General features: G+C 45.3%; 27 protein-coding genes and 1 tRNA gene. 2 read left to right on the plus strand and 26 right to left on the minus strand.

The window, feature by feature from the left end; all coding sequences use genetic code 11:
- From yycF to rpsF, 17 genes are all read right to left on the minus strand, one after another.
- A complete protein-coding gene (gene yycF / locus A8709_RS05670; protein ID WP_065851195.1) occupies nt 1–720 on the minus strand; it encodes a response regulator YycF in 720 nt (239 codons plus the stop codon).
- Between the two features lie 182 nt (nt 721–902).
- Complete coding sequence (locus A8709_RS05675; RefSeq protein WP_065851196.1) at nt 903–2,447, minus strand: M23 family metallopeptidase; 1,545 nt, start codon at nt 2,445–2,447, stop codon at nt 903–905.
- A gap of 363 nt (nt 2,448–2,810) precedes the next feature.
- Nucleotides 2,811–3,485, minus strand: coding sequence for a hypothetical protein (locus A8709_RS05680; RefSeq protein ID WP_065851197.1), 675 nt, complete (start codon nt 3,483–3,485; stop codon nt 2,811–2,813).
- A gap of 151 nt (nt 3,486–3,636) precedes the next feature.
- A complete protein-coding gene (locus tag A8709_RS05685) occupies nt 3,637–4,923 on the minus strand; it encodes an adenylosuccinate synthase (RefSeq protein ID WP_065851198.1) in 1,287 nt (428 codons plus the stop codon).
- Nucleotides 4,924–5,472: 549 nt separating this feature from the next.
- A complete protein-coding gene (gene dnaB, locus A8709_RS05690; RefSeq protein ID WP_065851199.1) occupies nt 5,473–6,846 on the minus strand; it encodes a replicative DNA helicase in 1,374 nt (457 codons plus the stop codon).
- 118 nt (nt 6,847–6,964) lie between these two features.
- Nucleotides 6,965–7,414, minus strand: coding sequence for a 50S ribosomal protein L9 (gene rplI, locus A8709_RS05695; RefSeq protein WP_065851200.1), 450 nt, complete (start codon nt 7,412–7,414; stop codon nt 6,965–6,967).
- Entirely contained in the window at nt 7,411–9,372 is a 1,962-nt protein-coding gene (locus A8709_RS05700) for a DHH family phosphoesterase (protein WP_065851201.1), read from the minus strand. Before A8709_RS05700 ends, rplI begins: the two co-directional genes overlap by 4 nt.
- A gap of 18 nt (nt 9,373–9,390) precedes the next feature.
- Entirely contained in the window at nt 9,391–10,305 is a 915-nt protein-coding gene (locus A8709_RS05705) for a DUF2232 domain-containing protein (protein ID WP_084224691.1), read from the minus strand.
- Nucleotides 10,306–10,311: 6 nt separating this feature from the next.
- Nucleotides 10,312–10,623 carry a MazG-like family protein gene (locus A8709_RS05710; RefSeq protein WP_065851202.1) on the minus strand — a complete coding sequence of 104 codons (312 nt, stop codon included), beginning with the start codon at nt 10,621–10,623 and terminating at the stop codon, nt 10,312–10,314.
- Between the two features lie 202 nt (nt 10,624–10,825).
- Nucleotides 10,826–11,521, minus strand: coding sequence for a response regulator transcription factor (locus A8709_RS05715; protein WP_065851203.1), 696 nt, complete (start codon nt 11,519–11,521; stop codon nt 10,826–10,828).
- Between the two features lie 17 nt (nt 11,522–11,538).
- Complete coding sequence (locus A8709_RS05720) at nt 11,539–12,966, minus strand: sensor histidine kinase (RefSeq protein WP_065851204.1); 1,428 nt, start codon at nt 12,964–12,966, stop codon at nt 11,539–11,541.
- A gap of 12 nt (nt 12,967–12,978) precedes the next feature.
- Nucleotides 12,979–13,731: an ABC transporter permease gene (locus A8709_RS05725; RefSeq protein WP_065851205.1), complete on the minus strand. Its 753-nt coding sequence runs from the start codon at nt 13,729–13,731 to the stop codon at nt 12,979–12,981.
- The gene (locus A8709_RS05730) at nt 13,718–14,443 is read right to left on the minus strand and encodes an ABC transporter ATP-binding protein (protein WP_065851206.1); all 726 of its coding nucleotides are present in this window, start codon (nt 14,441–14,443) and stop codon (nt 13,718–13,720) included. The genes A8709_RS05725 and A8709_RS05730 overlap by 14 nt, the downstream gene beginning before the upstream one ends.
- 62 nt (nt 14,444–14,505) lie before the next feature.
- Complete coding sequence (locus tag A8709_RS05735; protein WP_065851207.1) at nt 14,506–15,747, minus strand: hypothetical protein; 1,242 nt, start codon at nt 15,745–15,747, stop codon at nt 14,506–14,508.
- 187 nt (nt 15,748–15,934) lie between these two features.
- On the minus strand, nt 15,935–16,222 hold the full coding sequence (gene rpsR, locus A8709_RS05740; RefSeq protein ID WP_028557221.1) for a 30S ribosomal protein S18: 288 nt from the start codon (nt 16,220–16,222) through the stop codon (nt 15,935–15,937).
- A 25-nt stretch (nt 16,223–16,247) separates the two neighbouring features.
- The gene (gene ssb, locus A8709_RS05745; RefSeq protein ID WP_065851208.1) at nt 16,248–16,739 is read right to left on the minus strand and encodes a single-stranded DNA-binding protein; all 492 of its coding nucleotides are present in this window, start codon (nt 16,737–16,739) and stop codon (nt 16,248–16,250) included.
- A gap of 34 nt (nt 16,740–16,773) precedes the next feature.
- Nucleotides 16,774–17,061, minus strand: coding sequence for a 30S ribosomal protein S6 (gene rpsF, locus A8709_RS05750; protein ID WP_028557223.1), 288 nt, complete (start codon nt 17,059–17,061; stop codon nt 16,774–16,776).
- Between the two features lie 241 nt (nt 17,062–17,302).
- Between rpsF and A8709_RS05755 the strand changes: the two genes are divergently transcribed.
- On the plus strand, nt 17,303–17,491 hold the full coding sequence (locus A8709_RS05755) for a YjzC family protein (RefSeq protein WP_065851275.1): 189 nt from the start codon (nt 17,303–17,305) through the stop codon (nt 17,489–17,491).
- A 90-nt stretch (nt 17,492–17,581) separates the two neighbouring features.
- Here the strand turns inward: A8709_RS05755 and A8709_RS05760 are convergent, their stop codons facing one another.
- The 5 genes from A8709_RS05760 to A8709_RS05780 form a co-directional block, all read right to left on the minus strand.
- Nucleotides 17,582–18,019 (minus strand): hypothetical protein, encoded by a 438-nt coding sequence (locus A8709_RS05760; protein ID WP_065851209.1) that lies wholly within the window; start codon nt 18,017–18,019, stop codon nt 17,582–17,584.
- A gap of 189 nt (nt 18,020–18,208) precedes the next feature.
- Nucleotides 18,209–18,296 (minus strand) — tRNA-Ser (locus A8709_RS05765).
- 75 nt (nt 18,297–18,371) lie between these two features.
- Complete coding sequence (locus A8709_RS05770; protein WP_065851210.1) at nt 18,372–18,587, minus strand: DUF951 domain-containing protein; 216 nt, start codon at nt 18,585–18,587, stop codon at nt 18,372–18,374.
- A gap of 1 nt (nt 18,588) precedes the next feature.
- On the minus strand, nt 18,589–19,476 hold the full coding sequence (locus A8709_RS05775; RefSeq protein WP_244163102.1) for a mechanosensitive ion channel family protein: 888 nt from the start codon (nt 19,474–19,476) through the stop codon (nt 18,589–18,591).
- Nucleotides 19,477–19,488: 12 nt separating this feature from the next.
- Complete coding sequence (locus A8709_RS05780; RefSeq protein ID WP_065851211.1) at nt 19,489–19,731, minus strand: putative Se/S carrier protein; 243 nt, start codon at nt 19,729–19,731, stop codon at nt 19,489–19,491.
- A 97-nt stretch (nt 19,732–19,828) separates the two neighbouring features.
- Here A8709_RS05780 and yyaC point away from each other — a divergent pair, with 97 nt between their 5' ends.
- The gene (gene yyaC, locus A8709_RS05785) at nt 19,829–20,452 is read left to right on the plus strand and encodes a spore protease YyaC (RefSeq protein ID WP_065851212.1); all 624 of its coding nucleotides are present in this window, start codon (nt 19,829–19,831) and stop codon (nt 20,450–20,452) included.
- On the opposite strand, the gene A8709_RS05790 is transcribed toward yyaC, so the two are convergent.
- The 4 genes from A8709_RS05790 to A8709_RS05805 all read right to left on the minus strand — a co-directional run bounded on the left by A8709_RS05790 (nt 20,427) and on the right by A8709_RS05805 (nt 24,148).
- The gene (locus A8709_RS05790) at nt 20,427–20,918 is read right to left on the minus strand and encodes a DUF4446 family protein (protein ID WP_065851213.1); all 492 of its coding nucleotides are present in this window, start codon (nt 20,916–20,918) and stop codon (nt 20,427–20,429) included. The genes yyaC and A8709_RS05790 overlap by 26 nt on opposite strands.
- Nucleotides 20,919–20,933: 15 nt before the next feature.
- Nucleotides 20,934–22,094, minus strand: coding sequence for an aminotransferase class V-fold PLP-dependent enzyme (locus A8709_RS05795; protein WP_065851214.1), 1,161 nt, complete (start codon nt 22,092–22,094; stop codon nt 20,934–20,936).
- Nucleotides 22,095–22,520: 426 nt separating this feature from the next.
- Nucleotides 22,521–23,393: a ParB/RepB/Spo0J family partition protein gene (locus A8709_RS05800; protein WP_065851215.1), complete on the minus strand. Its 873-nt coding sequence runs from the start codon at nt 23,391–23,393 to the stop codon at nt 22,521–22,523.
- Complete coding sequence (locus A8709_RS05805) at nt 23,390–24,148, minus strand: ParA family protein (protein ID WP_065851277.1); 759 nt, start codon at nt 24,146–24,148, stop codon at nt 23,390–23,392. The genes A8709_RS05800 and A8709_RS05805 overlap by 4 nt, the downstream gene beginning before the upstream one ends.
- Nucleotides 24,149–24,279 lie beyond the last annotated feature (131 nt).

Raw genomic sequence — 24,279 nt, forward strand, 5'->3', positions numbered from 1 at the left:
TTAGAAGCCACCGGCTTTCGGACTGCGCATCAAATAACCAAGACCTCTGCGCGTCATGATATACTCTGGACGGCTAGGATCCGTCTCCAGCTTCTCGCGCAGGCGACGAATCGTCACATCGACGGTTCGGACGTCGCCGAAATATTCAAAGCCCCACACCGCTTGCAGCAGATGCTCGCGGGTCATCACTTTGCCTGAGTTTTTGGCCAAATATTGAATCAGCTCGAACTCCCGATGCGTCAGATCAAGGGGTGTCCCATCCTTGTATACCATGTACATGTCGTTATCGATGAACAGTGCATGAATGCGCGTCCCGTTGCGCTGCGCTTCCGGCTCGTTCGGCGCTGTTTGCGCTTTCGTCTGTCTGCGCAGATGTGCCTTCACGCGGGCTAGCAGCTCTCTCGTGCCGAATGGCTTCGTCACATAGTCGTCAGCGCCCATCTCCAGCCCTAGAACCTTGTCCAGCTCCGTATCCTTCGCTGTTAGCATAATAATCGGCGTATTGAGCTTGGAGCGCACCTCACGGCACACATCCATGCCATCCTTTACAGGCAGCATGAGATCCAGCAGAATCAGATCTGGCTGCTCTGAGAAGGCAAGCTCCACTGCGCTTCCGCCATCATAGGCACAGATCACCTGATAGCCCTCTTTTTCCAAGTTAAACTTCAAAATATCAGCAATTGGTTGTTCGTCATCGACCACAAGAATTTTCCCAAACATACGACCACCGCCTACTATGTAATCACTGACATGGCTCACTTCCAATAGCGATCCAATGGTCAGCGTTCAATTCTATGCCTATCAGGTATTTCATTCATGTTTATGATCATTTTACCATACATTGAAGTAAAAAGAGACAAGGCCCTCCGAGTTAACCGGATCAGCCTTGCCTCAATTGTTTGTTAACGATTCAAATATTTCAAAGGATTTTCCAAGTTTCCACTGCTGTGAATTTCAAAATGCAAATGCACACCTGTGGAGTCGCCAGTGCTCCCCATAATTCCAATTTTATCGCCCTTCTCGACGATGGTGCCTGACTTCGCGATAATTTGGCTCAAATGGCCATATAGTGTTTCATATCCATTTAAATGGTTAATAATTATATAATTGCCGTAATCGGATTTATAACCTGTTTCAACAACCTTGCCATTATCTGCAGCCATAATACTCTTGTTACCTGTGATGTCGATGCCCTTATGTAACTTGCCCCAACGATAACCGAATGTACTTGAGATACTTGGCGAAATTACGGGCCATGCGAACTTCCCGGTACCTTCACCTTTAATGACTTTGGTTCCTTTTTTCACTTTCGCCGTAACTGGCTGATCCACGATTTCTTCATTCACGACCTGCTCTGCGGTCATCAAACCATCGACCTTCGTCACCTCGATCGTTACTTTCTTGAGACCATTCTTACCCGGTGAAATCGGTTCGACTACGCCTAAACGCATGGAGTCGTCCTTCACATACTCGGTATCGTACTGAATCTCCTGATTCCTTACGACCTTCTCCGTTGTTTTCACGGAAAGCGTAGGTTTCAACATCGTAACATCCAACTGATTGCCGATCTTCAGCTTATCATCTTGAAGTCCTGGATTGTTATCATAAATAAACTGCTTCGACAGTCCCAATTTCTTCGCAATACAGGATACACAATCGCCTTCTACAACGGTGTACTTGGCGGGTTGAACATCACCTGTGAGCAAAGATTTCACAACATCCTCAGGCTTGGCTAGCTCTGTAGGATTAATGGGTACTTCCAGCGTATCAACTTTCTGGACGAATTCTACCTTCTCCAGCTCAGATGGAGCTGTCGAGATATCATCGCCAATACTTGTTGATAGCGCAGCAACTTTGGCATTATCTTTTGATTTTGGCGTGAATGGATCTCGAACTTGACCAAGAATCGTATCCACGGTTTCCTGATCCTTCACAATTGCGATCGTCTTGCCGTCCACTTTCAGTGCAACACCAACGGGTTGCGGTACGAGCAGCTCATCTAATGACGAAATAACAGACGAATTATCCGTTTTCTTATTGTAAGCCCTTTCAGACGTGTAGGTGATACCGTCTGTTTTCAGCACAACGTGAACATTAGGAAAACTCTTCTGTACTTCTAACGGTTTATTAAGCTTATATGCATCAATTATTTTATTATCGCTTACGATACCTATTTCTTGATTGTCCAGCATCACATGGTAGACATTATCCATGCCCGCTTCTACATACTGATGTCCGGAGAACGTAATCGCTCCCGCAAGTACAACAGCACCTACGCCTAGTGCAAGTGACCATTTATGTTGTTTGAATACCGTTAGCGTCGTTGATGTCGAAACCTCTTCTGGCTGCTTGTCTGATATGGATTCATTTCCGGTCAAGCTCTCTCGCTTAGGCGTGAATCTCTTAATGAGATCCATGACAAAACGCATACCCCTGAAACCTGTCATGATCTTCTCCCTTTGAACGGTTTTGCATCTATGACGTAATAGCTCAGATATCATTACCTGAATCATTACGATAGAGATACATAAATAAACCTTGATTAGACATAATATCCATTATGCTATCTTTCTTTTGTTAAATTTAACACACTTTCTGTGCCTATTTCAACAAAATACTCGTTCACCATGTGATAGATTCGTGTCTAGCACCAAAAGAAGTCGTTTTTGCACCCATATTTTGTTCAAAATCCCAATGGCCATGTTATTATTTTTACAATAATTGGCGAAAATACGTGAAACCTAGCAGGAAAGCTCCCATTGCTCCATTCATGTGTCAGCAGCTTTCCTACGTTTTCATACACCTTGTCATCAATATTTATTTAAAATATCCATGAGCTGGGTCATCTCTTTGTCACTCAAATACTTCTTAAGCGTCGTGTTCACTTGATCAAGCTCCTGCGTCGTGATCCCATCTTCCAGGATCGTCGAAAGCTTCTGCACTTCATCCTGGGGCAGCTTCGAGACGACTAGTGAGAATATTTTCATCTTATCATCACTCGACAGCGCTTCTTTCTTTTTGGCAAAATCTTCTGTGGACATGACAAGCTCCTTCTTCTCGCTCTCCTCCGTTCGAGCGCTTCCCATTACGGGTATGGCATCATCTTGGCCACTCGGCAAAGTACCTATACCACCAGACGAACTAATACCGTTCACGGGTTGTTGATCATTCGGATTTGGACTAGGACTTGGGCTTGAAACGGCCCCAGACGGGTTGGAACTAGGCGTTGCAGACGGTGCAGGAGACGAATTATTCCCCAGCGCGGTTTGCTTCCCCCCGTCTTTCCCCCTAACTATATTCAGCTCTCCCGCTAATCTTGACGCAAATTCACCAAATTGAATCTTTTTACCCATAGCAGGCAGCTGATATTGTCGAAATATATCCTCCACATACATGTTCACCACGTACCACGTTGTAAACATCGTAATTGATGTTATAAGGACGGTGCCTATGACGATTTTACCTAACCATTTAACTAGTTTCATTCGCTATGTATCACTCCCAACGTTACGTTCGCATCGATATGCTCCTCCTTCCAGTATGGACGAAAACCCTGCCATTATATCCCTATAGGCAAAAAGAAAATCCTCTAAGCTGCTGATCAGCCTAGAGGATTATTGCGTTTATCTATGGATGTTACGCGTAGATCGGACGAACCAAGTTCGTTTGCTCACGGTTACGGCCTACGGAGAAGATCGCGATTGGAATGCCTGTTAGTTGCGAAACACGCTCAACATAGTGTCTAGCGTTCTCTGGCAGATCGCTCAGTGTACGAGCTTCGGACACATCTTCTGTCCAGCCTGGAAGCTCTTCGTATACAGCTTCACACTCGGAGATAGCCTTCAAGCTAGCTGGGTAGTGCTCGATCAGCTCACCGCGGTACATGTAGCCTGTGCAGATTTTGACCGTTTCTAGACCTGTCAGAACGTCTATGGAGTTCAAAGACAAGCCCGTGATGCCGCTGACGCGTCTTGCGTGACGTACGACAACACTGTCGAACCAGCCGACACGACGAGGACGACCTGTTACCGTGCCGTACTCAAAACCTTTTTCGCGAATCCAAGCGCCGATTTCATTGTCCAATTCCGTTGGGAACGGGCCGTCGCCAACACGCGTTGTGTAAGCTTTCGCTACACCGATGATGTTGTGGATCTTCGTTGGGCCTACGCCTGAACCGATACACACACCGCCTGCTGTCGGGTTCGAGGAAGTTACATACGGGTATGTCCCTTGGTCGATATCCAACATTACGCCTTGCGCGCCTTCGAACAACACGCGGCGACCTTGGTCGATATATTCATTCAAGATAACTGACGTGTCTTTCACGTAAGGGCGAATCACTTCTGCGTACTCGAGGTACTGACGAAGGATTGGCTCCACATCAAGACCTTCGGATCCGTAGACTTGCTCGATCAAAACGTTTTTCTCAGCAACGATACGGCGCAGCTTCAATTCAAACTCTTCAGCATCCATCAAATCCGCGATACGAATACCGTTACGAGCTGCTTTATCCATGTAGCAAGGGCCAATCCCTTTGCGTGTTGTACCGATTTTGCTATCACCTTTGCGATCTTCTTCAAGACCATCAAGCACCAAATGATACGGCATAATAACATGCGCGCGATCACTGATATTTAGGTTCGTTGTTGTAAAACCATTATCATGAATGTAGTTAATTTCTTCAATGAGTGCAGCCGGGTTGATAACCATCCCATTCCCGATGACACAAGCTTTATCTCTGTAAAAAATACCGGAAGGAATCATCGTAAGCTTATATTTCTTCCCGCTAATAATGATCGTATGACCTGCATTGTTACCACCTTGATAACGAGCAACAACCTCAGCAGACTCTGCTAAGAAATCCGTGATTTTACCTTTTCCTTCGTCTCCCCATTGCGTACCGACAACAACAACCGTTGACATATGCACTTACCTCCGTACGGTGACAAGTCACCCATAATGAGCCGTTATGGCTGTAAGACCACAGAAGAAAGTTGGACTTCATTAAAGCGCTAAAGCGTTCAGCGTCCATTGCACTTTCCCTCTGGCGATTCTGGTGATGCAACTTCCTCTATTCACTGCTGCACACAGCAACAGATTAGAGAGCTAACTCTCACTTACTCACCGGAAAGGAATACCTGGTCTCTTTTCTTCGGCAGTAGTCTGCAGGAGGAAGGAAACCTACCCTTCGGCATGAAAAAACGACCTTATTTCGAGTTACCTGCTCTAAGGCGGCATTCGATCAAGGTTTTTTCACCGTCTTTAGTTTAGCAGTCCCCCATGCCAAAGTCAATGAAAAACGAACGATTATAGGGGTGTCTGTATAATTGTTCGGAATTTACGCAAACTCTTTCACTGCTGGTCATAAAAGAGTACAAACCGCCAGCTTTGCTCCTGCTCTTATGATATTCACTTCTCCCTAAGTTGCCTCTGTAGGGCTGTTTTTATGTCTGTACAATAAAAAAACAGCCGTCAATACTGCCCGGCTGCTGCTTCTTGATGACTGCGATCCATATTCACGAATTTATTGAATTGTTTTAAGAAGGCCAGCTCGACGGTGCCTACTGGACCATTCCGCTGTTTGGCAATAATAATCTCGATAATGTTCTTCTTCTCGGATTCTTTATCGTAGTAATCGTCCCGGTAAAGGAACGCTACGATGTCGGCATCTTGCTCGATGGAACCCGATTCCCGAAGATCTGACATCATCGGACGCTTGTCCTGCCGCTGCTCAACGCCCCGGCTCAGCTGCGAGAGCGCGATAACCGGTACATTCAGCTCACGGGCAATCTGCTTCAGCGTACGAGAGATCTCAGAGACCTCCTGCTGACGATTGTCGCCGCCTTTACCCCCACGGCCAGCAATTAGCTGCAAGTAGTCGATGAGGATCATGCCGAGCCCTTTTTCCTGCTGTAGACGACGGCACTTCGCCCGGATATCCGCGACCGTAATCGTCGGGGTATCATCGATATAGATGTTCGCCTCGGATAAGGCACCGATCGCCATCGTCAGCTTCTCCCAGTCGTCGCCTTCGAGATACCCCGTCCGCATACGGTTCGCATCGACGTTGGCCTCGGCGCAGATCATACGTTGGACGAGCTGCGCGGCCCCCATCTCGAGCGAGAAGATCGCGACGGTCTCTTTGGCCCGAACGCCGACATTCTGCGCCACATTCAGAGCAAATGCGGTTTTACCAACAGAAGGTCGAGCGGCCAAAATAACTAAGTCAGAACGCTGGAAGCCGGACGTCATCTTGTCCAAGTCAATGAATCCTGATGGGATTCCCGTTGACCCGCCCTTGTTCGAGTAGAGGTTTTCAACCTTCTCGAACACTTCCATGAGCACGTCGCGGATGACGACGAAGCCGCTGGAGCTCCGGCGCTGCGAGATCTCAAGGATCTTCGCCTCCGCCTCACTGAGCATCGCCCCGACATCATCCTCATTGGCGTAGCCATTGGTGACGATCTGGGTCGCGGTGCGAATCAAACGGCGAAGCATCGACTTCTCCTCGACAATCGCCGCGTAGTAGTCGATATTCGCTGCGGTAGGTACCGCATTCGCCAGCTCAGAAAGATACGTTACGCCGCCGATTTCCTCAAGCTGCTGCTTGTTCTGAAGAAGCGCCGTCAATGTAATCAGATCGACTGGCTCTTGATCCTCGGCGAGTTCCACAATCGCCTCGAAAATCCGCTGATGCGTGCCGCGATAGAAATCATCGCTTGTAATCCGCTCCATCGCGGTAATTAAAGCTTCACCGTTAATCAGGATCGCACCTAAGACGGCTTGCTCCGCTTCTATATTTTGCGGCGGTACGCGATCCACAAACATATTATCTCCGTTGCTCATGCTACTGTACCCGCCTTTCATTTCTGCTTAATAGGTTCATATATGTGCCAATTATTGTGTCTACAAGAGACAAGAGCCCCAGACTGGGACTCTTGATCTTAAAGTCTATACGTATATCTTACTTCTCTTCCGTTACTTGCACATTCAAGCTAGCCGTAACTTCCGCATGCAGCTTCACAGGAACCTTCGTTACACCTAGTGTACGAATAGGCTCTTCCAACACGATTTTACGCTTATCGATCACGATCTTATATTGTTTCTCAAGCACTTCTGCGATTTGTTTACTAGGAATAGCTCCGAATAAACGTCCACCCTCGCCAGACTTCGCTTTAATTTGAACGGTCATTTCGCCAAGCTTCTCACCTAGTGCCTGTGCGTCAGCCTTCTCTTGATCTTTGCGGCGTTGCTCCGCTTTCTTCTGGTTATCCAACACCTTAACTGTACCTTGTGTAGCTGGAGCAGCAAGTCCTTGTGCGATCAGGAAATTCTGTGCATAGCCCTCAGATACTTCTTTCACTTCGCCCTTCTTACCTTGGCCTTTAACGTCTTTCAGTAAAATTACTTTCATTCGAAAAGTCCCTCCTCTTCCTGTATATCAGCTAGTACTTGTTTTAGTCGTTTCGTTGCTTCCTCTAATGTGCAATCCGTCTGTGTAGCTGCGTTGGTCAAATGCCCGCCACCGCCTAGACGCTCCATAACAACTTGGACGTTCATCTGCCCCAGCGATCTCGCGCTGATGCCGATTAATCCGTCCGGTCGTTCGGCAATTACGAAGGAAGCCATAATATTCGTCATATTTAACAATGTATCAGCAACTTGCGCGATCATCAACTGAGAATATTTACGTGATGGCTCAGCAACTGCCAATGCCACATGATCATAGATCGTTTCGGTGTGCTTAATAACCTCGGCTCGCTCAATATAAGAATCGAGATCTTCCTTCAGCAGCTTCTGAATGAGCGCAGAATCCGCCCCATTGCGACGCAAGTAAGATGCGGCTTCGAAGGTTCTGGCTCCCGTCCGCAGGCTGAAGCTCTTCGTATCTACCACAATCCCAGCAAGCAGCATCGTGGCCTCCAGCACTTCCATCGACAGCTTCTCGTTGATATACTGCAGCAGTTCCGTCACGAGCTCGCACGTAGAGGACGCGTAAGGCTCCATATAGACGAGCGTCGCATCGTGGATGAATTCCTCACTCCGACGGTGATGATCGACCACCACGACCCTGCTCGTCAGCTGTAGCAGCCTTGGCTCAGCGACCATGGATGCTTTGTGCGTATCTACGACAACTGCTAGCGAGCGCTGCGTCGTAATCTGCATGCCCTGCTCCGGCGTTATGAACCAACGGTGCAGGCGCTCGTCAGCGGAGATCGTCTCCATCACTTTCTGAATGGCCGGATTCACGCCTTCCAGTACGATGTAGCCTTCTTTGCCGACTACTTGCACGGCTTTCAGCACGCCAATCGCCGCGCCGATGGAGTCCATGTCTGCGAAGCGATGTCCCATGATGACGACCTTGTCGCTGTCCTTCATCAGATCACGCAGCGCATGCGAGATGACTCTCGCTCTGACGCGTGTGCGCTTCTCCACCGCATTCGTTCTTCCGCCGTAGAAGGAAAGCCGCTGCCCAACCTTCACCGTCACCTGGTCACCGCCGCGGCCGAGTGACATGTCCAGCCCCATTTGTGCCATCTGACCAAGCTCTGTTAGTTGCTCAGCCCCTGAGGCGATCCCAATGCTGAGCGTTAGCGGCAATTTATTCTCGATTGTCAGATCCCGAACGTCATCCAACAATTCAAACCGTGTTTGTTCCAGTTGGCGTAATGCCTTCTGATCCATCAAGATGAGGAACCGATCGGATGAGGTACGCCGCAGATACAGCTGGTGCTTCTGGGCCCACTCGGTAATTTCACCGGTGACCTTCGCCAGCATAATACTGCGCGCCTGATCATCCAAGCCCTGTGTCGCTTCCTCTAAATTGTCCATCATCACGATGCCGATCGCTGTTTTGCTGTCTTCATACTTCTTCGCAAGCAGCGCATGCTCGGTGATTTCACGCAGATAGAGGAGCCTCTCTTCAGGCCTGGTCCATACTTGATAAATAAATTGGCCGACCTGCAGCTCCAGTTTATCGCTTTTGTCCTTCTTATTTTTCAAGTCAGGGAAATATTCAAAGAGCGACTCACCGATGACCGAGTCTTGCCCTAGCATTTTCGCTACGAAGGGGTTGTGCCACTCAATTCGCTTCTCTTCATTATATAAAATAATGCCGATCGGCAGGCCGCTCATGACTTCATTGCCCGCTTTTTTCACCCGATGGGATATCGTTCCGACGTACGTATTCAGTTCACGACGAAAAGCTGTCTCTGCTTGCAGCGTAAAGTACGCCATAACGCCACAGAGCACGAAAGCCGTTAGGCCCAGCCACCATTTGAACATATACAGAATGGCTGTCAAGACGATGAGCAGAACGAACATCCACACAATATGTTGACCGTGCCACCGCTTCAAAAGGAACTTCGGCATTCCAACTAGCTCCTAATCCTATAAATTTTTCTTGAACCGTTCACGGATTGGAAACGCAACATCAAATACCCCTAATAAGCTGTAAACAATAAAGAGAGGCGGCATGAAGACTAAGATAATGATCGCAACGATCGGTAGAATGGGCTTCCACTTATTCGCATGTGCCACATAGAACAGAAAGCCTATCGCTTGCACAGCGAATACGAGCATGAGAAGCGGCATCGCATTCATCAGCAGCGTAGAAATGAGCGAGCTCGAATCCGGCTTTGTGAATAGATCCAAAACGAATGCTACTAAGTAGATCCAAACCAGCGATCTTTGCAGCATCCACTCCCGCATCGGGCGTAATCCCGGTATTCCCTCACCTGTTTTGTTCAAGAACCAGCGCGTTACACCGTGTGTGACGAAGGTCAAGAATAACGCCACAAAAATCAAATATAACGGGATGACTTGCACAATGAATCCGACATACCAATCTTGGTCTTTAGGTAAAATCTCCTGAATCCCGGCTGGCATTGTAGCGATACTATCGATCATGAATTGCTTGAACTTGGCAACTGGATCAAAGCCCATGGCATAGCTGGCAAGCAAGCTTAACAATGATTCTGCCAGAATCGTCACGATGCCCGCCGTCATAACGGACCTAGCCGCTGCTTTGCGTTTATACAAATTTCCCATAATGAGCACTGGCGGTAACATAATCAACGCAATTGTTATTAGGTAGAGGCCCAGCCACTGTGTAAGTACGTATACAACAAGCAGGGAGATGACGTAGCTAATGACAAAGCGTTTGGGACTTGATTTCACATATAACATAAGAACCGGAACCATTAGAAAACTACAGGTAAAAATAATAAATGGCGTCATCAGCGACAGCAATGATAGGATCATGATTGCGCTCCAGATGACATTTTGCCAACTTCGATTCCCCAACCGGGCTCACCTCTTACGTAAATGTTCTTCGAGCGATGAAATGTCGCCGTACCAGTCCTCAAGTTGATGACCCTCTTGGCGGTGCTTCTTCATTTTATCAATAATAGCTTCGTCCAAACTGCGATAAGAAATCCCCAGTCTGCGACCTAAAATGTAGCCGCTCGATATTAAACTGGCCAAGGCATCGACCATCTTCGCATGACTGCCTTCCCACATGCCTTTGAGCAGATGAGCAACATGATCTACGACTTCTGTTTTGAGCCACTCAATGACTTTGGCCCGTCTGGCTAGGTCAACTTCCTTATCCCTATTCAGCAACCGTCATCTCTCCTCATCTCACCAGAACGATATTATTTAATTATACCACAAATAGGCACTAGAAAAGAAAGCCTCTACAACGCGATTCATTCGCCAGTCCTTGAGGATATGGAGATTGACCGCCGTAGGAACGCATATCGCTTTAAAATAAAAAGCTGACCCTTGAAGTAGTAAACCTACTTAGGACCAGCTCTTGCGCGGATCAAACGATAAACCTATACCCAGATCCCCAAACAGTGCCGATATACTGGGGTTTCGATGGGGTTTCTTCAATTTTCTCTCTAATTCGGGCAATATGAACGGTTACCGTAGAGGCATCGCTCATCGCGTCCATCCCCCAGACTCGCTCGAAAAGCTCTTCCTTGCCGAATACCCGATTGGCATTCTGTAACAGAAACAGCAGCAGGTCAAATTCCTTTTGCGCTAAAACGACTTCCGTTCCGTTCACAAAAGCTCGTCTTGCATCCTTTTGTATCTCTAGACCTCTAACCTGAATCGTGCTTCCTTCATTCCCTTTGCCAAACCGCTCTTTCATCCGCTCAAATTTCTTCAAATGTGCTCCCACCCGAGCAACGAGCTCGCCAGAGCTGAATGGCTTAGTAATATAATCGTCCGCACCGAGGCCGAGGCCATTGATTTTATATATTTCCTCTGCTCTTGCCGAGACCAGAAGCACGGGAATGTCATCCTGTTCACGTACTTTTCGCAATACCTCGAACCCATCCATATCTGGCAGCATGATATCTAAGATAACGAGTGCAAAAGCTTCCTCTTTGAGCGCCTTCAAACCCGCTGATCCGCTGTCTACCATTTTCACCGAATAACCACTGAGCTCAAGATAATCTCTCTGGAGATTGGCAATGCTGTGGTCGTCTTCAATAATTAGAATCTTCTTCATCCTAACCTCCAAACCTACTAGAACTTTTTCAGAGATATCATGATCCGAGTACCTTCTCCCAAGGCACTTGTCGCCCATATTTTCCCGTCATGCCCTTCAACAATTTGCTTAGCTATAGCAAGGCCCAGTCCACTGCCGCTCTTTCTTGAAGGGTCTACTTGATAGAATCGCTCAAATATATAGGGAAGCTTGCTCTCGGGTATTCCTTTTCCATTGTCTTTTATCTCTATAATGGCAGACGTTCGCGTTTCCCTGAGAATAATATCAATTCTTCCATCTATCTTCTCGACATATGTCATCGCATTATCCAATATATTTTGTACGACCCGCTTGAGTCGTTCACGATCGATTAAGACTTTAACCGGCTCGGTTAATTCATTGATTAGCGTTAAAGTTAAGTTAGCCTTTTCACATTCATATCTATGATCCGCAACACAATCCTCGAAATAGCTAGTCAAATCACTTTTTTCAAAATGATAGGGAAGCTGGTTCAAATCAAGCTTGGAATACAACAGCAGATCATCAATCATCGCATTTACCAAAATAGCTTTGGAACGTGCTGTTTCCAGATACTCTTCCATTTTCTCAGGAGTCTTGGCGACCCCATCGATTATACCTTCAATATAGCCTTTAATGGATGTAACGGGCGTCTTTAGGTCATGCGATATACTTGAGACGAGAAATTTTCTATTATCATCATACTTTTGCTGCACGTAGACAGCTTCCTTCAGCTTGATCCTCATGAGCTCCAGGGTTCTGCCTAGTTCGCGAACTTCCCCTTCGCCCTCTTCTGCAATCTCGTGGCTTAAATCCCCTTCGCTAATTTTCTGAGCAACGTCTTTTAGCCGGGATATCGGGCGAATAATGCCGCGTGAGAATCGATACGAAACCCACAAGTTCGTTAGCAAAAAAACAAAGGTGAAGAAGCTGACTGCAAAAATGCCAAGCAGTTTAATAAAGTTCGTTTTTAGCTTCATGGGGGCAAGCAGCAACATGCCGGCGGCATCGCCAGACGAAAGTTTATAATCTGCTCTAGTAAACATAAACGTTTTACCGTCAAGCTCGATCTCATCTGAAGTCGACTGTTCATCAGACAGCATAAGGCTTTTCTCGATATCGATCTTATTGAAGTTTTGCGTAGCGTATACGACTTCTCTATTTTTAAAAATAATCGCACTGGCATCCAAAGCGTTAACACGATCAGCAAGCTCCTGTTGATACTTGGCATCTAACAGCTGCTCAAACTTTAAGGTTTGTGCTTCTCTTTTGATTTGGCTTATCGCTGCTCGAACTTCGAAGGCTTTTTGAAACTCCTTCGTATCGGCCTCGTTGCCAAAAACTTTCGTATGCGCAGCAACAAAAATAATGACAGCCAGAACTGTCAAACCAACGGAGAGCAACACAACCAGCGCATTCATCGTGAAAAAACGTTTGGTTAAATGCATGTGTATCCCTTTCTATATATCCTTACTGTCAAACAAGTAATATCCTGTTGTAAATACCATAATACCACAACCTGACATGATTAAAATCTGGCGGAATATTTTAAATACGTTAATCGTTTCCGATATCCATAATGTGTACCAGTCAAACATCGAAGTAATAAAAAAGCTGGAATACGATGAGAAAACAATGCCTAAAGAATTAAACACAATAAACACAAGGATGGAGAGGAAGAAGACAGCTAGTCCGCCTTGAATCACATTGGATAGCAAGACGACAATAAGTGCAAACACGAAAACGGGGAAAAACGTTAATCCGTAGGAAAGAATCACTTTTAAGATCCCTGGCAAACTAGCGGACGAAGGATTGAAAATGAATCCAGCCAATAGCGAAAGCAGCATAACAAACAAAAGGTTACCCGCAATAAACAAGGCTAGATTTAACACCTTTGCACTGAACACGCCAAACCGGGATACAGGCCTTAAGAGCGTTATTTTCATCGTATTGGATGACGACTCGCCGTTAAACATATCGATGGCTACAAAGATGGCGAACAGCGGTAGGAGCGTATACGTAATAAACGATAGCACCACTATGGGAAATTCAACACTCCCTACAACCCTTAATCCTAGGCCATGCTTAATCGTCGTAACTGCAATTTGCCCGATCATCACAGCAAGGATGGACAAAATTGCGGCTGCCATCATTTTTTTCTTCTTCAGCAGCTTCACAGCTTCATTCACAAATGCGGCTTTAAACCCTACCATTCCTGTCCACCTCACTAACAAAAAAGTTTTCAAGTGAAGAATAATACGAAAGAATATTTTGCGTATATTCTACATTCACCAGCTTGCCTCCATATATGATGCCAATTCTTGTGCACGTCAGTTCCACATCATGAATCAAATGGCTGGAAATAAAAAAAGTCGTGCCTTCCTGAGAAAGTTGTTTGATCAATTTTCTCATCTCCAGCATGCCTTCGACATCAAGTCCGTTCAGTGGCTCGTCCAAAATCAACAATTTGGGTTTCGACAAAATGGCCGCGGCGATCCCTAACCTTTGTTTCATCCCGAGTGAAAACTTCTGTGATTTTTCATTTTTGTACTTTAGCATGCCTGTGATTTCAAGACATTCGTCGATTCTCTTGTTATCCACATGTGGATAAAACCTTGCGAACAGCTTCAAATTCTCATTTGCTGTCAAATAGGGATAAGATTCCGCTGTTTCGATCATACAGCCCACATATTTCATGGCATTCACATAGTCTTCTGAAATACTGGCCCCAAAAATCTTTACATCGCCGCGGTCCGGCTTCATAAGTCCCGTGATCATCTTCATGGCTGTCGTCTTCCCCGCACCGTTGGGCCCTAGAAAACCGAAAATATCGCCTTGATCCACTTCTAAGTTCAACTCACTGATTCCTCGACCATTTTTAAATGATTTGGTTAATCCGCTTATTTCAATCGCCTTAACTGTCAAGTTTTATCAGCTCCCTAAAAAATGTTCAGGAAGCCGCACCTGCGGCCTCCTGAACCTTTGTACTATTCGAATACGCGAGTAAATTCTCCATCAAAATATAGCTTGGAATTCGATCTATACGAATTCTTGTTCATGTACTCTATATTCATTTCAGCATAAATCTTGCCTGGGGCACCTTGATGAATCGATCCGTTTTTTTGCTCACCTTTGGCATCCTTATAGGTGAATGTTGGGGAAGTAGCCGAGTCGTATTCAAAACCGAACGCATCCGGATCCGGATACTGACTCTCATAACCAGGAATAACCGTTTCGGTATATTTCCCTGTCACTTTACCACCATTGTCTACGCTTGTGATTTCAAGCTTTCTCTCGCCGATTTTCACAAACTTGCCGTCTTTGTCCATAATAATATCATTTTTATAGGTTCCCACATATTTGCTGCTAAAACCGTTGGCATAGTTGACTTTCTCAACATTTGCGCCTGTAATATCAGGTGCGACGATCTGCGTATTGCCAACCGCAGAAAGCTTTACCAGGATATTTAGGTTCAAATCATGTTGAACGCCGTTCTTATCTTTTCCAGAGAGTGTGATATCACCTGTTACATTCTCTAGGTAGCCGGCTTTATTTTCAACAGCTGAGCCCACCACTTTTTTCACAAAAACATCGCTTTCGATAGCGGGTATTTCGGACCTATTATTCAGCATCCGCTGAACACCAAAGGAAGTTACGGCATTCAGAATGGCCGGAACCTGCGTTTCGGACAAGCTGCCCGAGAATACTTTTCCGCCTTCAGGGCCTTCCTCTACCTGCACATAATCTTTCAGACCGCCGACCACGGCGTCAACAATCTTTTCGATCTCTTGAGCGCCTTTCTCTTTGAACGGATTATTAAAAGATGGAGCTTTCCTGTTCATGTTAGCCGGATACTCCATGACATAGTACGTACTGTCTGTTCCATTTTTATTAATGGAGCGTTTGGAATCAGAGTACGAATAACTCGACGCTACTTCGCCTTTTGCCGTTTTCGTCACCGTATTGTCTTCCGTCATTTGTTTGTCTGTATCCATTTTTTGCGTGGAAGAAGCTTGAAGCAACGTTTGATCGTTATCTTTCAACGTATACAAACCCTCAAGTGTATAGTTCTTCATATCCTTTTCCATAAGAGAGGCAGTTGTTTTGGCAGAGCTTTTCAAGCGGTCATAGCCAGACCCAAGCAATGTATCCGCGAAGGCCGTCGTTACGAATAAACAAGCACCAACCGTAAACGAAAGTAGGGTAATCGATTTTTTGCTAAGTTTCATTTCATTTCATTTCTCCTTTACAACCAATATGCGGGAAACGTTTCCTTACTACTTATTTTAATACAAGCCTATTGAATCCATCTAAATGGATTATTAACAAAGTATAAACTCTTGTTTGTCATCGCGATTGACTAATAAATAAAATAAAAAGAGCAGCCGGTTGCCCGACTGCTCTTTGTTTCGAAACCTATTCCGTTGTGTAAGGAAGCAACGCGATTGTACGGGAACGCTTGATAGCGATCGTCAAAGCACGTTGGTACTTAGCGGAAGTTCCAGTAACACGTCTAGGAAGAATCTTCCCGCGCTCACTGATGAACTTTTTAAGAGTCTCGATATCTTTATAATCAATATGCTTGATTTTGTTTACAGTGAAGTAACAAACCTTACGGCGTTTGCCTTTACCGCCTTTGCCACGAGGAGCAAATTTGCGATCAGCACGGTCATCACCATTGTTGTCTCTTTTTTGGAAAGCCATTGTGTCTCTTCAGTCCTTTCTACGTTTAAAATGGCAAATCATCATCGGAAATATCGATCGGTTTTCCGTCATCAATGAAAGGATCCTGCTGCTCGCGCGATCCACCGCCACGATTGCTGCTTCCGCTTCCGCCGCCGCTATAGCCGCCACCTGCGTTTGCATTAGATGATCCGCCCTCTTCGCGATTCCCGCCGCCGCTTGATTCAAGGAAACGTACATTATCGGCAATAACTTCGGTTACGTATACACGTTTGCCTTCATTGTTGTCGTAATTCCGCACTTGAATGCGTCCTTCAACTGCTGTTAAACGACCTTTACGCAAGTAGTTCGCGCATGTTTCGGCAAGCTGCCTCCACGTGACGATATTGATAAAGTCCGCTTCACGTTCTTTCGAGCCACCGCTCGTAAAAGGACGATCCACAGCAAGCGTGAATTGGGTAACTGCTACCCCAGCTGGTGTATAACGAAGTTCTGGATCTCTGGTCAATCGACCGATAAGAATAACACGGTTCAACATGGAACAACCCTCCTGACGAAAATACTGGCATTGATTAAGCTACGTCGTTTACGATTAAGTGACGAATAACTTCGTCCGAAATCTTAAGTACGCGATCAAGTTCAGTTACAACAGCAGGTTCTGCGTTGAAGTGTACAAGCACGTAGTGCCCGTCACGGAACTTCTTGATCTCATACGCAAGACGGCGTTTACCCATCAGGTCATGTTTGGAGATTTCTCCCCCACCGTTCGTGATGATGCCTTGAAATTTTTCTACCGTAGATTGAACAACTTCTTGCTCAACGTCAGTACGAATGATGTACATCAATTCATATTTGCGCATGTATTTCACCTCCTTTTGGACTAAGCGGCTCCTATTCAAACTTGCTAGGCAAGCGAAGGAGCAAGGAGCGAGGATTCTATTCAAAACTCGCACCTGAATACTATAGCAAATCATGCGGCAAATTACAAGTTATTATCCCATGATTCGCAGAGGTGGAAGCTGGAAGTCTGTCACGTACATGCTTCCCTTCCCTCAGGGCAATCATAACTATGATCGTTATTCTTATGAAGAGGTGATTCATATGGGTGAATGGACGCAATTCAACGAAGGCGACCACGTTCCTAACGATGGCGAGTATATGGAAGTTGGCGAGAATGCTTTCCATATGGGGATCAGCAATCCCAAAACAGTTTCACTGAAGAAGGGTGATACCTTCCCAGCAACAAGCAATCATAATCGCAAGTGGCATCGCAAAGGGTTACGGCAATAACTTATTCTTTTACAGCAAAAGAACACCTCTCACTGTAAATGAGGGGTGTTCTTCACATTCACCTGTAGGTACGTCTCGTCTAAATGGGAATTACTTCTGAATCACACGCTTCTCGGAAATCTTTCCATTCGAATTATATACGAATTCCGCATAGTAGCCGGGTTGATTCGAAATAGCAAACTGATACGTTTGTTTTCCGTTCTCTTCCTTCACGAGCTGCCCTTTGGCCCCTGTCTCCTTGACCAAATCATCATAGGTACTCGTCATTGAAATTTTCTCGACTTGTTCTTTGGTAATCTTAGAGGGGGTAACAGCTGTCCCTCCATTCGAACTAGCCTTCGGTGTGGCTGAAGTTGATGCCGTACTTCCTGGCGTTCCCGTACTTGTCCCGCTAGGCGTCGCAGAAGCCCCAGACGAGGGTTGTACAGTCGTTCCCGGGCTTGGACTAGCCACGCTCGTGTTGTCCTTCTTAGAGCAGCCTGAGGCCACTACAGTGAACACTACAATTACGATCATCCATGCTTTCATTTATTTCGTCCTCCTAAGATCTATTGTCCATATCCTAACTGTTAGGTTGCCTCGGATCCCATCCTTTTATCCCTTATTTTTCATATAAACTAATATCTTGATATTTAAATAGGACTTTAAAAAAGGACAAACAAAAAAGCCGCCTATATCCATAAAGGATATAAACGGCTTGTCTTCGATGTTCTAGTACGGAAAGAGTGGGAGTCGAACCCACGCACGCCTCGCGACGCCTAACTGATTTCGAGTCAGCCCCCTTGGACCACTTGGGTACCTTTCCAAGAAAATGAGAACAGGACTTATTGTATCAAAAAAGTCTGTCTCTCGCAAGTGTTTTGCTAAAATTTATGAAAGTCTAAGTTGACTCTTCTTCTGTCGCGGCATTGCTACGCAAAATCTTTTTGAGCTTGCTCTCGAACTTCGTTCTTGGTACAAGGACACTGTGCTTGCAACCTACACATTTGATCCGAATATCCATTCCCATTCGAATAATTTCCATTTCATTCGTGCCGCATGGATGGGGCTTCTTCATCTGAACAACGTCGCCAAGTTGGTATTCCTTCTTTTCCATCTTAGTTCCCCTCCACCTTTTCTTGTTTCAAGTAGGTCACGACTTTCGGATATGGGATTTCAATGCCGTGCGCATCCAAATGCTTTTTGATCTCCGCATTTAGGATCCGTCCCACTTCCCCTTGCGTGTTCGGCTTACATTCTGCAATCACTCGTATTTTCAATTCCGAATTGCCGATCATTTGCACGCCGAGCACCTCGGGTGTTTTGACAATATTCTCTGTGCGCTCATGTACATGAGTCACGATCTCACGCAGCAACTCCATGGCACGATCAATGTCTGCGTCATAGGCAACGGAAACATCCACAACCGCAATCGAATTGTAGGTAGAAAAGTTGGTCACCTGCTTGATATTTCCGTTCGGGATAATATGCACTTCGCCGGTCCAGCTTTTAATCCTCGTAACTCGAATCCCAATCTCTTCAACCGTTCCTTTGAACTGGTCAATTTGAATCACATCGCCTACTCCGAACTGATCCTCGAAAATGATAAAGAACCCTGTAATGACATCCTTCACCAAACTCTGTGCTCCGAAACCTATGGCTAACCCGAGAACGCCTGCTCCTGCGAGCAAGGGGCCTAAATTAAAGCCTACTTGTCCAAGGATAAGCATGATAGCAACCAGATTCACCGTATATGAGATCAGATTATGTATGAGAATGGAGATCGTATTCGATCTTCGTCTATCAATTTTTATTGGTGACTTCTCTCTAGCCACCATCATGTGGGTGATTGTTTTATCTGCAATTTTGATAATGATTCTAGCAATTATATATATGAGAACAATTTTGATAATAATCCAAAATACCGACGCGATGATCTCGGGCTTCGAAATATGTTCTCGCATCCAGTTCATAAGATCTTCGAAATAATGTGTTTCAAAGGTCACTAGCAAACCTCCTTAATTTTCTACTATGGTACCATACCCATCTTCTTTTTTAAAATAGATTCCCCTAATTTCTACGTTCTCGCTCTCTACGATCTCTTGAACCTGAGCTAAATCGGCTCCAGGAAATTCAATAGAGAGCGCGCAACCTGCTGTAATTTCCTTTGGCGTAGGCCTAATGTCGATCTCGATATCTGCATACTCTAGCAACATTTCTGCCCGCAGTGCCTGTTGCGTAGAATCGAAAGCTAGCAACATGATAGAAAATTCCAGAGAAAGCTCCCCTCTCTACGTATAAATGTCCCTATCTCTCCATATACTAGTAAAAAAAGATTTACTACTTTGGAGGGATATCATGAAATTCCAATTTGGTTTCGACGGCGATAAAACCCCAGTACAAGAGCCTTTAAAAATTCAACATACCGATTCGGATACCCCTTATCTTCTCGCCAAGCACCTTCAAACGATTTTCAGTAAACTACCAACCTATCAACCTGTTGTTGTCATCTGCGTTGGAACGGATCGTTCGACAGGTGATTCTCTCGGACCTTTGGTTGGCTCTCATTTAAACCGTACAACGACACTTCGTAATCTGCATCTTTTTGGCACGCTTGATGAGCCTGTCCATGCCATGAATTTAGCAGAAACGGTTGAACGCATTCACAAACAATTTCAAAATCCATTTATCGTTGCTGTTGATGCCTGCTTAGGTCAAGTTGCAAGTGTAGGGTGCATCCAGGTTGCTCACGGTCCGCTCAAGCCAGGGGCTGGCGTGAATAAAGATCTTCCCCCGGTTGGCGATATCCATGTAACTGGCATCGTGAATGTTGGTGGCTTCATGGAATACTTCGTCTTGCAAAACACGCGGCTAAGCCTCGTGATGAATATGGCAACTGTCATTGGCGATGCGCTGCACTCCGCGATCCGGCGGACGCAATCTTTTGCCCCCAGTGCTACGACTGCTTTAAAGTTTGAGTAATAGCTTCTTTTTCTTCCGGGCTTAACGTGTAAGTCGACTGCCCTTTTTGAATCGGCTTGGCATATACATACATCTGCTCTCTACTATGTATCCCTGTGAGGATCACACCATCTTGTTCCTCATTAAGCATCGCTAATGTGAAGCTTAAATCACTGCCACCCTCATTGAACGCGTTATACCGGCGAATCCCGATATTGGACGTCATTTTCATCATCAGTTGACGAATGGTAGTAATATTGGCTGAAGCCTTCACGGATTCGGCCTTTTGCTCGTTTATGGCGTTTTGCATATCCATCAGCAGTTGTTCCATGTTCTCCGCACTAGATCCATTGATCATTTTGGTGTAGCGTTTGCGTAATGACGACAAGCGGATGGAAACGATGAGCAGAAAAATAAATAACACGATTATACACGCGAAGCAAACTAACATCACATATTCAGCATTCAAGCCAAACAGTTCCCCCATGATTGATCCCTCTTTCTACTTAACATACTGCGTTTGAATCTCTCGCACAGCTCCAATGAGCGCATCCACTTCTTCAGCGGTTGTAAAATAACCAACACTAGCTCGCACTGCGCCTTTTGATAAAGTCCCTGCAACTTCATGTGCAAGCGGTGAACAATGATACCCTGCTCGTACAGCAATTTGGAACGACTGATCGAGAATGAAGGCAACTTCCGATGAATCCACATCCTGAATGTTAAAGGAAACGATTCCTGTTTTATTTTGTCCAAGCTTTGGTCCTAGAATCGTTACCCCTGCAATTCCCAGTAACCCTTCCATTAAGCGTTGCGTATGCGCCCACTCTTTCTCATGAATCTTCTCTACCGTTTCAGCAAGGATGAATTTCACACCCTCGTTCAAACCAGCAATCCCGACGGTGTTCTGTGTACCAGCTTCATAGCGATCTGGGCGCACTGTTGGCTGGTGAATGGCTTCTGATTGACTGCCCGTTCCCCCATGCAGCAGCGGTTCCAAATCGATGTCCGGATGGATGTACAAGCCACCCGTTCCTTGAGGCCCCAGGAGCCCCTTGTGGCCCGGGAAGGCAAGCATGTCTATATTCATGTCAGTGACATGAATAGGCAGTATGCCGGCGCTCTGAGCCGCGTCTACAAGCAGCTTTGCGCCATGCGCTTTGCAGATCTCCCCGATCTCAGCAATCGGCATGATCGTCCCAAGCAAATTAGAACTATGATTCACAACGACGAGTGTTGTATTAGGGCGAAGTGCTTCCTTAAGATCATTTAACTGCATATTTCCATCCACATCGTGTTGCAGATAGGTAAGCTCTACTCCTGCCGAACTCTTCAAATATTCTACTGGCCGACGCACCGAATTATGCTCCACGTTCGTGCAAATCACATGATCACCCGGCTTCACAAAGCCTTTAATCGCCTGATTCAACGCGTGTGTCGTATTCAGAGCAAACGAGATATCGTTCGGATTACGAACGCCAAATAATTTGGCCAAGTTTTTTCTGGTCTCGAATAACGCACGGCTAGCCTTAACCGCCATCTGATGACTGCCCCTGCCTGGGTTAGCTGCATACTCTTGCATGCACAGCATCATTGCCTCCATAACAGCTGGTGGCTTCGGCCACGAAGAAGCGGCTTGATCGAAGTACATAACACCCTTCATATTTCCAACCCCCTTTGAGAGAATTTCTAATTTGATCAAACCCATAATGGGATCGCGTTAGAAAAATTGTTTTAAGATTATGAAGACCACTTTTGCGAACTCGTCGATTCACCGCTACGACCGATTTTGGATTACCGTCTCTCCCTGCTGCGATAGCTTTAGAAGAATTTTTGCTTCGGTAAATCCTTTAGACGATTCCTATAGATAATCTCATTCGGCTATCCATAAAATCGCAAACGCGTATAATCATAAAACCTCTACCACGAATTCCAAAATATCAGCCACGTATAGAAGAGGTTTTCTCCATCCAATAAATTAGACGATTTCGACAAGCGATAGTTTATTTTTCTAGGTCTGTTCATAAATATAGCATACCTTAGTTTGTTCTTTCTGCTCGAAAGAAAAACATAGGTATGCTAGCAATTTTTAAGAGATTTTACCTTGCAACAACTCTAGTAATCGGTTGAGATCGTCCTTCGAGTAGTAGAGCAGCTCGATCTTCCCTTTGTCTTGCTGATGTTTAATTTTCACAGAAGTTCGATAAATGTCTCGTAGTTGCTCTTCTGCTTGATTAATGTAAGGGTCTTTATTTTTCTCTTTTTGCTTTACCTTTTCCTTCTCAGGGCCAGGTGGTTCTTCAAGCATCTTAATCGCTTCTTCTAGTTCCCTAACACTCCATTGTTTAGAGATCGTTGATTCAGCGAGTTCTTTCTTGATTTTATCATCCTTCACACCAACAATAGCTCTTGCGTGTCCCATTGATAATGTTCCACGTGAAACATATTGTTTAATTGATTCTGGTAGTGAAAGCAGTCTGAGGAAGTTCGCAATGTGAGATCTGCTTTTTCCTACCTTAGCTGAAAGCTCTTCTTGAGTTAAAGAGAACTGATCAATGATCCCTTGGTATGCAAAAGCGATTTCCAATGCATTCAAATCTTCCCGTTGCACGTTCTCAATTAAAGCAATTTCCATAACCTGCTGATCAGAAAGAATTCGTTCAACCGCTGGAATCGTTGGCGTCCCTGCTACTTGGGATGCACGGAAACGACGTTCCCCAGCAATGATTTCGTACCCTTTTAGAACCTTACGAACAATAATCGGTTGAATAACACCGTGCTCTTTAATCGATTCGGAAAGTTCTTTAATGCTATCTTCATTAAAATGCTTTCTAGGCTGATATGGATTCGCTCTCAATTGCGCAAGAGGGATTTGAATAACCTTATCACTATCATCAATATGCAAGGATGTAATTAACGCGTCTAATCCTTTACCTAAACCTTTAGAAAGGCCTTTGGTCATACTGAGATCACTTCCTTAGCAAGTTCTAAATACACTTCCGCGCCCTTTGATCTAGGATCATACGTAATAATAGATTGGCCATGACTCGGTGCTTCGCTAAGACGTACATTACGAGGAATAATTGTTTGATATACCTTCGTTTGGAAGTACTTCTTCACTTCTTCAATAACTTGGATACCCAGGTTCGTTCTCGCATCAAACATCGTCAATAGTACCCCTTCAATTTGAAGGCCTGTATTTAAATGTTTTTGAACTAGACGTACGGTATTTAGAAGTTGACTTAATCCTTCTAATGCGTAGTATTCACATTGAATCGGAATGATGACGGAATCAGCAGCAGTTAGAGAATTAATCGTTAGTAGGCCAAGTGACGGAGGGCAATCTATCAAAATATAATCATATAAGTGTTTAACTAGTTGAAGGGACTTCTTCAATCTAACTTCTCTTGAAATGGTAGGAACCAACTCAATTTCAGCACCAGCAAGTTGAATCGTAGCAGGTACAATTTTTAGATTAGGGACGTTCGTATCTACGGTTGCGTCTTTCGGATGAACATCATTAATCAAGACATCATAGATGCAATTTGTAACATCAGCTTTATTGATACCGATTCCGCTTGTCGTGTTACCTTGTGGATCAATATCGACAAGAAGAACTCTTTTACCAAGCGAAGCTAATGAAGCGCCTAGATTCACAGAAGTCGTCGTCTTACCGACGCCACCCTTCTGATTCGTTATTGCAATAATTTTAGACAAAACCATTTCACCTCTATCGCTTATGTTCCAAAATGCTATTTATCAAGCAGTAGTTCTATCTTACCATATCTAGCATGGAGTTACCTTATGAATATTTGATAGTTTCGTGCCATAAGATGCAAAAAAACGGC

The organism is Paenibacillus pectinilyticus, from assembly GCF_001700435.1.
GTDB lineage: Bacteria > Bacillota > Bacilli > Paenibacillales > NBRC-103111 > Paenibacillus_E > Paenibacillus_E pectinilyticus.

Excerpts from the sequence above, each read along its gene's own strand:
- A8709_RS05760 (WP_065851209.1), bottom strand. The coding sequence starts at position 18,019 with ATGAAAGCATGGATGATCGTAATTGTAGTGTTCACTGTAGTGGCCTCA.
- ssb (WP_065851208.1), bottom strand. The coding sequence starts at position 16,739 with ATGTTGAACCGTGTTATTCTTATCGGTCGATTGACCAGAGATCCAGAA.
- A8709_RS05755 (WP_065851275.1), top strand. The coding sequence starts at position 17,303 with ATGGGTGAATGGACGCAATTCAACGAAGGCGACCACGTTCCTAACGAT.
- dnaB (WP_065851199.1), bottom strand. The coding sequence starts at position 6,846 with ATGAGCAACGGAGATAATATGTTTGTGGATCGCGTACCGCCGCAAAAT.
- yyaC (WP_065851212.1), top strand. The coding sequence starts at position 19,829 with ATGAAATTCCAATTTGGTTTCGACGGCGATAAAACCCCAGTACAAGAG.
- A8709_RS05685 (WP_065851198.1), bottom strand. The coding sequence starts at position 4,923 with ATGTCAACGGTTGTTGTTGTCGGTACGCAATGGGGAGACGAAGGAAAA.
- A8709_RS05800 (WP_065851215.1), bottom strand. The coding sequence starts at position 23,393 with ATGACCAAAGGCCTTTCTAAAGGTTTAGGTAAAGGATTAGACGCGTTA.
- rplI (WP_065851200.1), bottom strand. The coding sequence starts at position 7,414 with ATGAAAGTAATTTTACTGAAAGACGTTAAAGGCCAAGGTAAGAAGGGC.
- rpsR (WP_028557221.1), bottom strand. The coding sequence starts at position 16,222 with ATGGCTTTCCAAAAAAGAGACAACAATGGTGATGACCGTGCTGATCGC.
- A8709_RS05780 (WP_065851211.1), bottom strand. The coding sequence starts at position 19,731 with ATGTTGCTAGCTTTCGATTCTACGCAACAGGCACTGCGGGCAGAAATG.
- A8709_RS05770 (WP_065851210.1), bottom strand. The coding sequence starts at position 18,587 with ATGGAAAAGAAGGAATACCAACTTGGCGACGTTGTTCAGATGAAGAAG.
- A8709_RS05700 (WP_065851201.1), bottom strand. The coding sequence starts at position 9,372 with ATGCCGAAGTTCCTTTTGAAGCGGTGGCACGGTCAACATATTGTGTGG.
- A8709_RS05680 (WP_065851197.1), bottom strand. The coding sequence starts at position 3,485 with ATGAAACTAGTTAAATGGTTAGGTAAAATCGTCATAGGCACCGTCCTT.
- A8709_RS05715 (WP_065851203.1), bottom strand. The coding sequence starts at position 11,521 with ATGAAGAAGATTCTAATTATTGAAGACGACCACAGCATTGCCAATCTC.
- A8709_RS05675 (WP_065851196.1), bottom strand. The coding sequence starts at position 2,447 with ATGACAGGTTTCAGGGGTATGCGTTTTGTCATGGATCTCATTAAGAGA.
- rpsF (WP_028557223.1), bottom strand. The coding sequence starts at position 17,061 with ATGCGCAAATATGAATTGATGTACATCATTCGTACTGACGTTGAGCAA.
- A8709_RS05720 (WP_065851204.1), bottom strand. The coding sequence starts at position 12,966 with ATGCATTTAACCAAACGTTTTTTCACGATGAATGCGCTGGTTGTGTTG.
- A8709_RS05735 (WP_065851207.1), bottom strand. The coding sequence starts at position 15,747 with ATGAAACTTAGCAAAAAATCGATTACCCTACTTTCGTTTACGGTTGGT.
- A8709_RS05725 (WP_065851205.1), bottom strand. The coding sequence starts at position 13,731 with ATGGTAGGGTTTAAAGCCGCATTTGTGAATGAAGCTGTGAAGCTGCTG.
- A8709_RS05790 (WP_065851213.1), bottom strand. The coding sequence starts at position 20,918 with ATGGGGGAACTGTTTGGCTTGAATGCTGAATATGTGATGTTAGTTTGC.
- A8709_RS05795 (WP_065851214.1), bottom strand. The coding sequence starts at position 22,094 with ATGAAGGGTGTTATGTACTTCGATCAAGCCGCTTCTTCGTGGCCGAAG.
- yycF (WP_065851195.1), bottom strand. The coding sequence starts at position 720 with ATGTTTGGGAAAATTCTTGTGGTCGATGACGAACAACCAATTGCTGAT.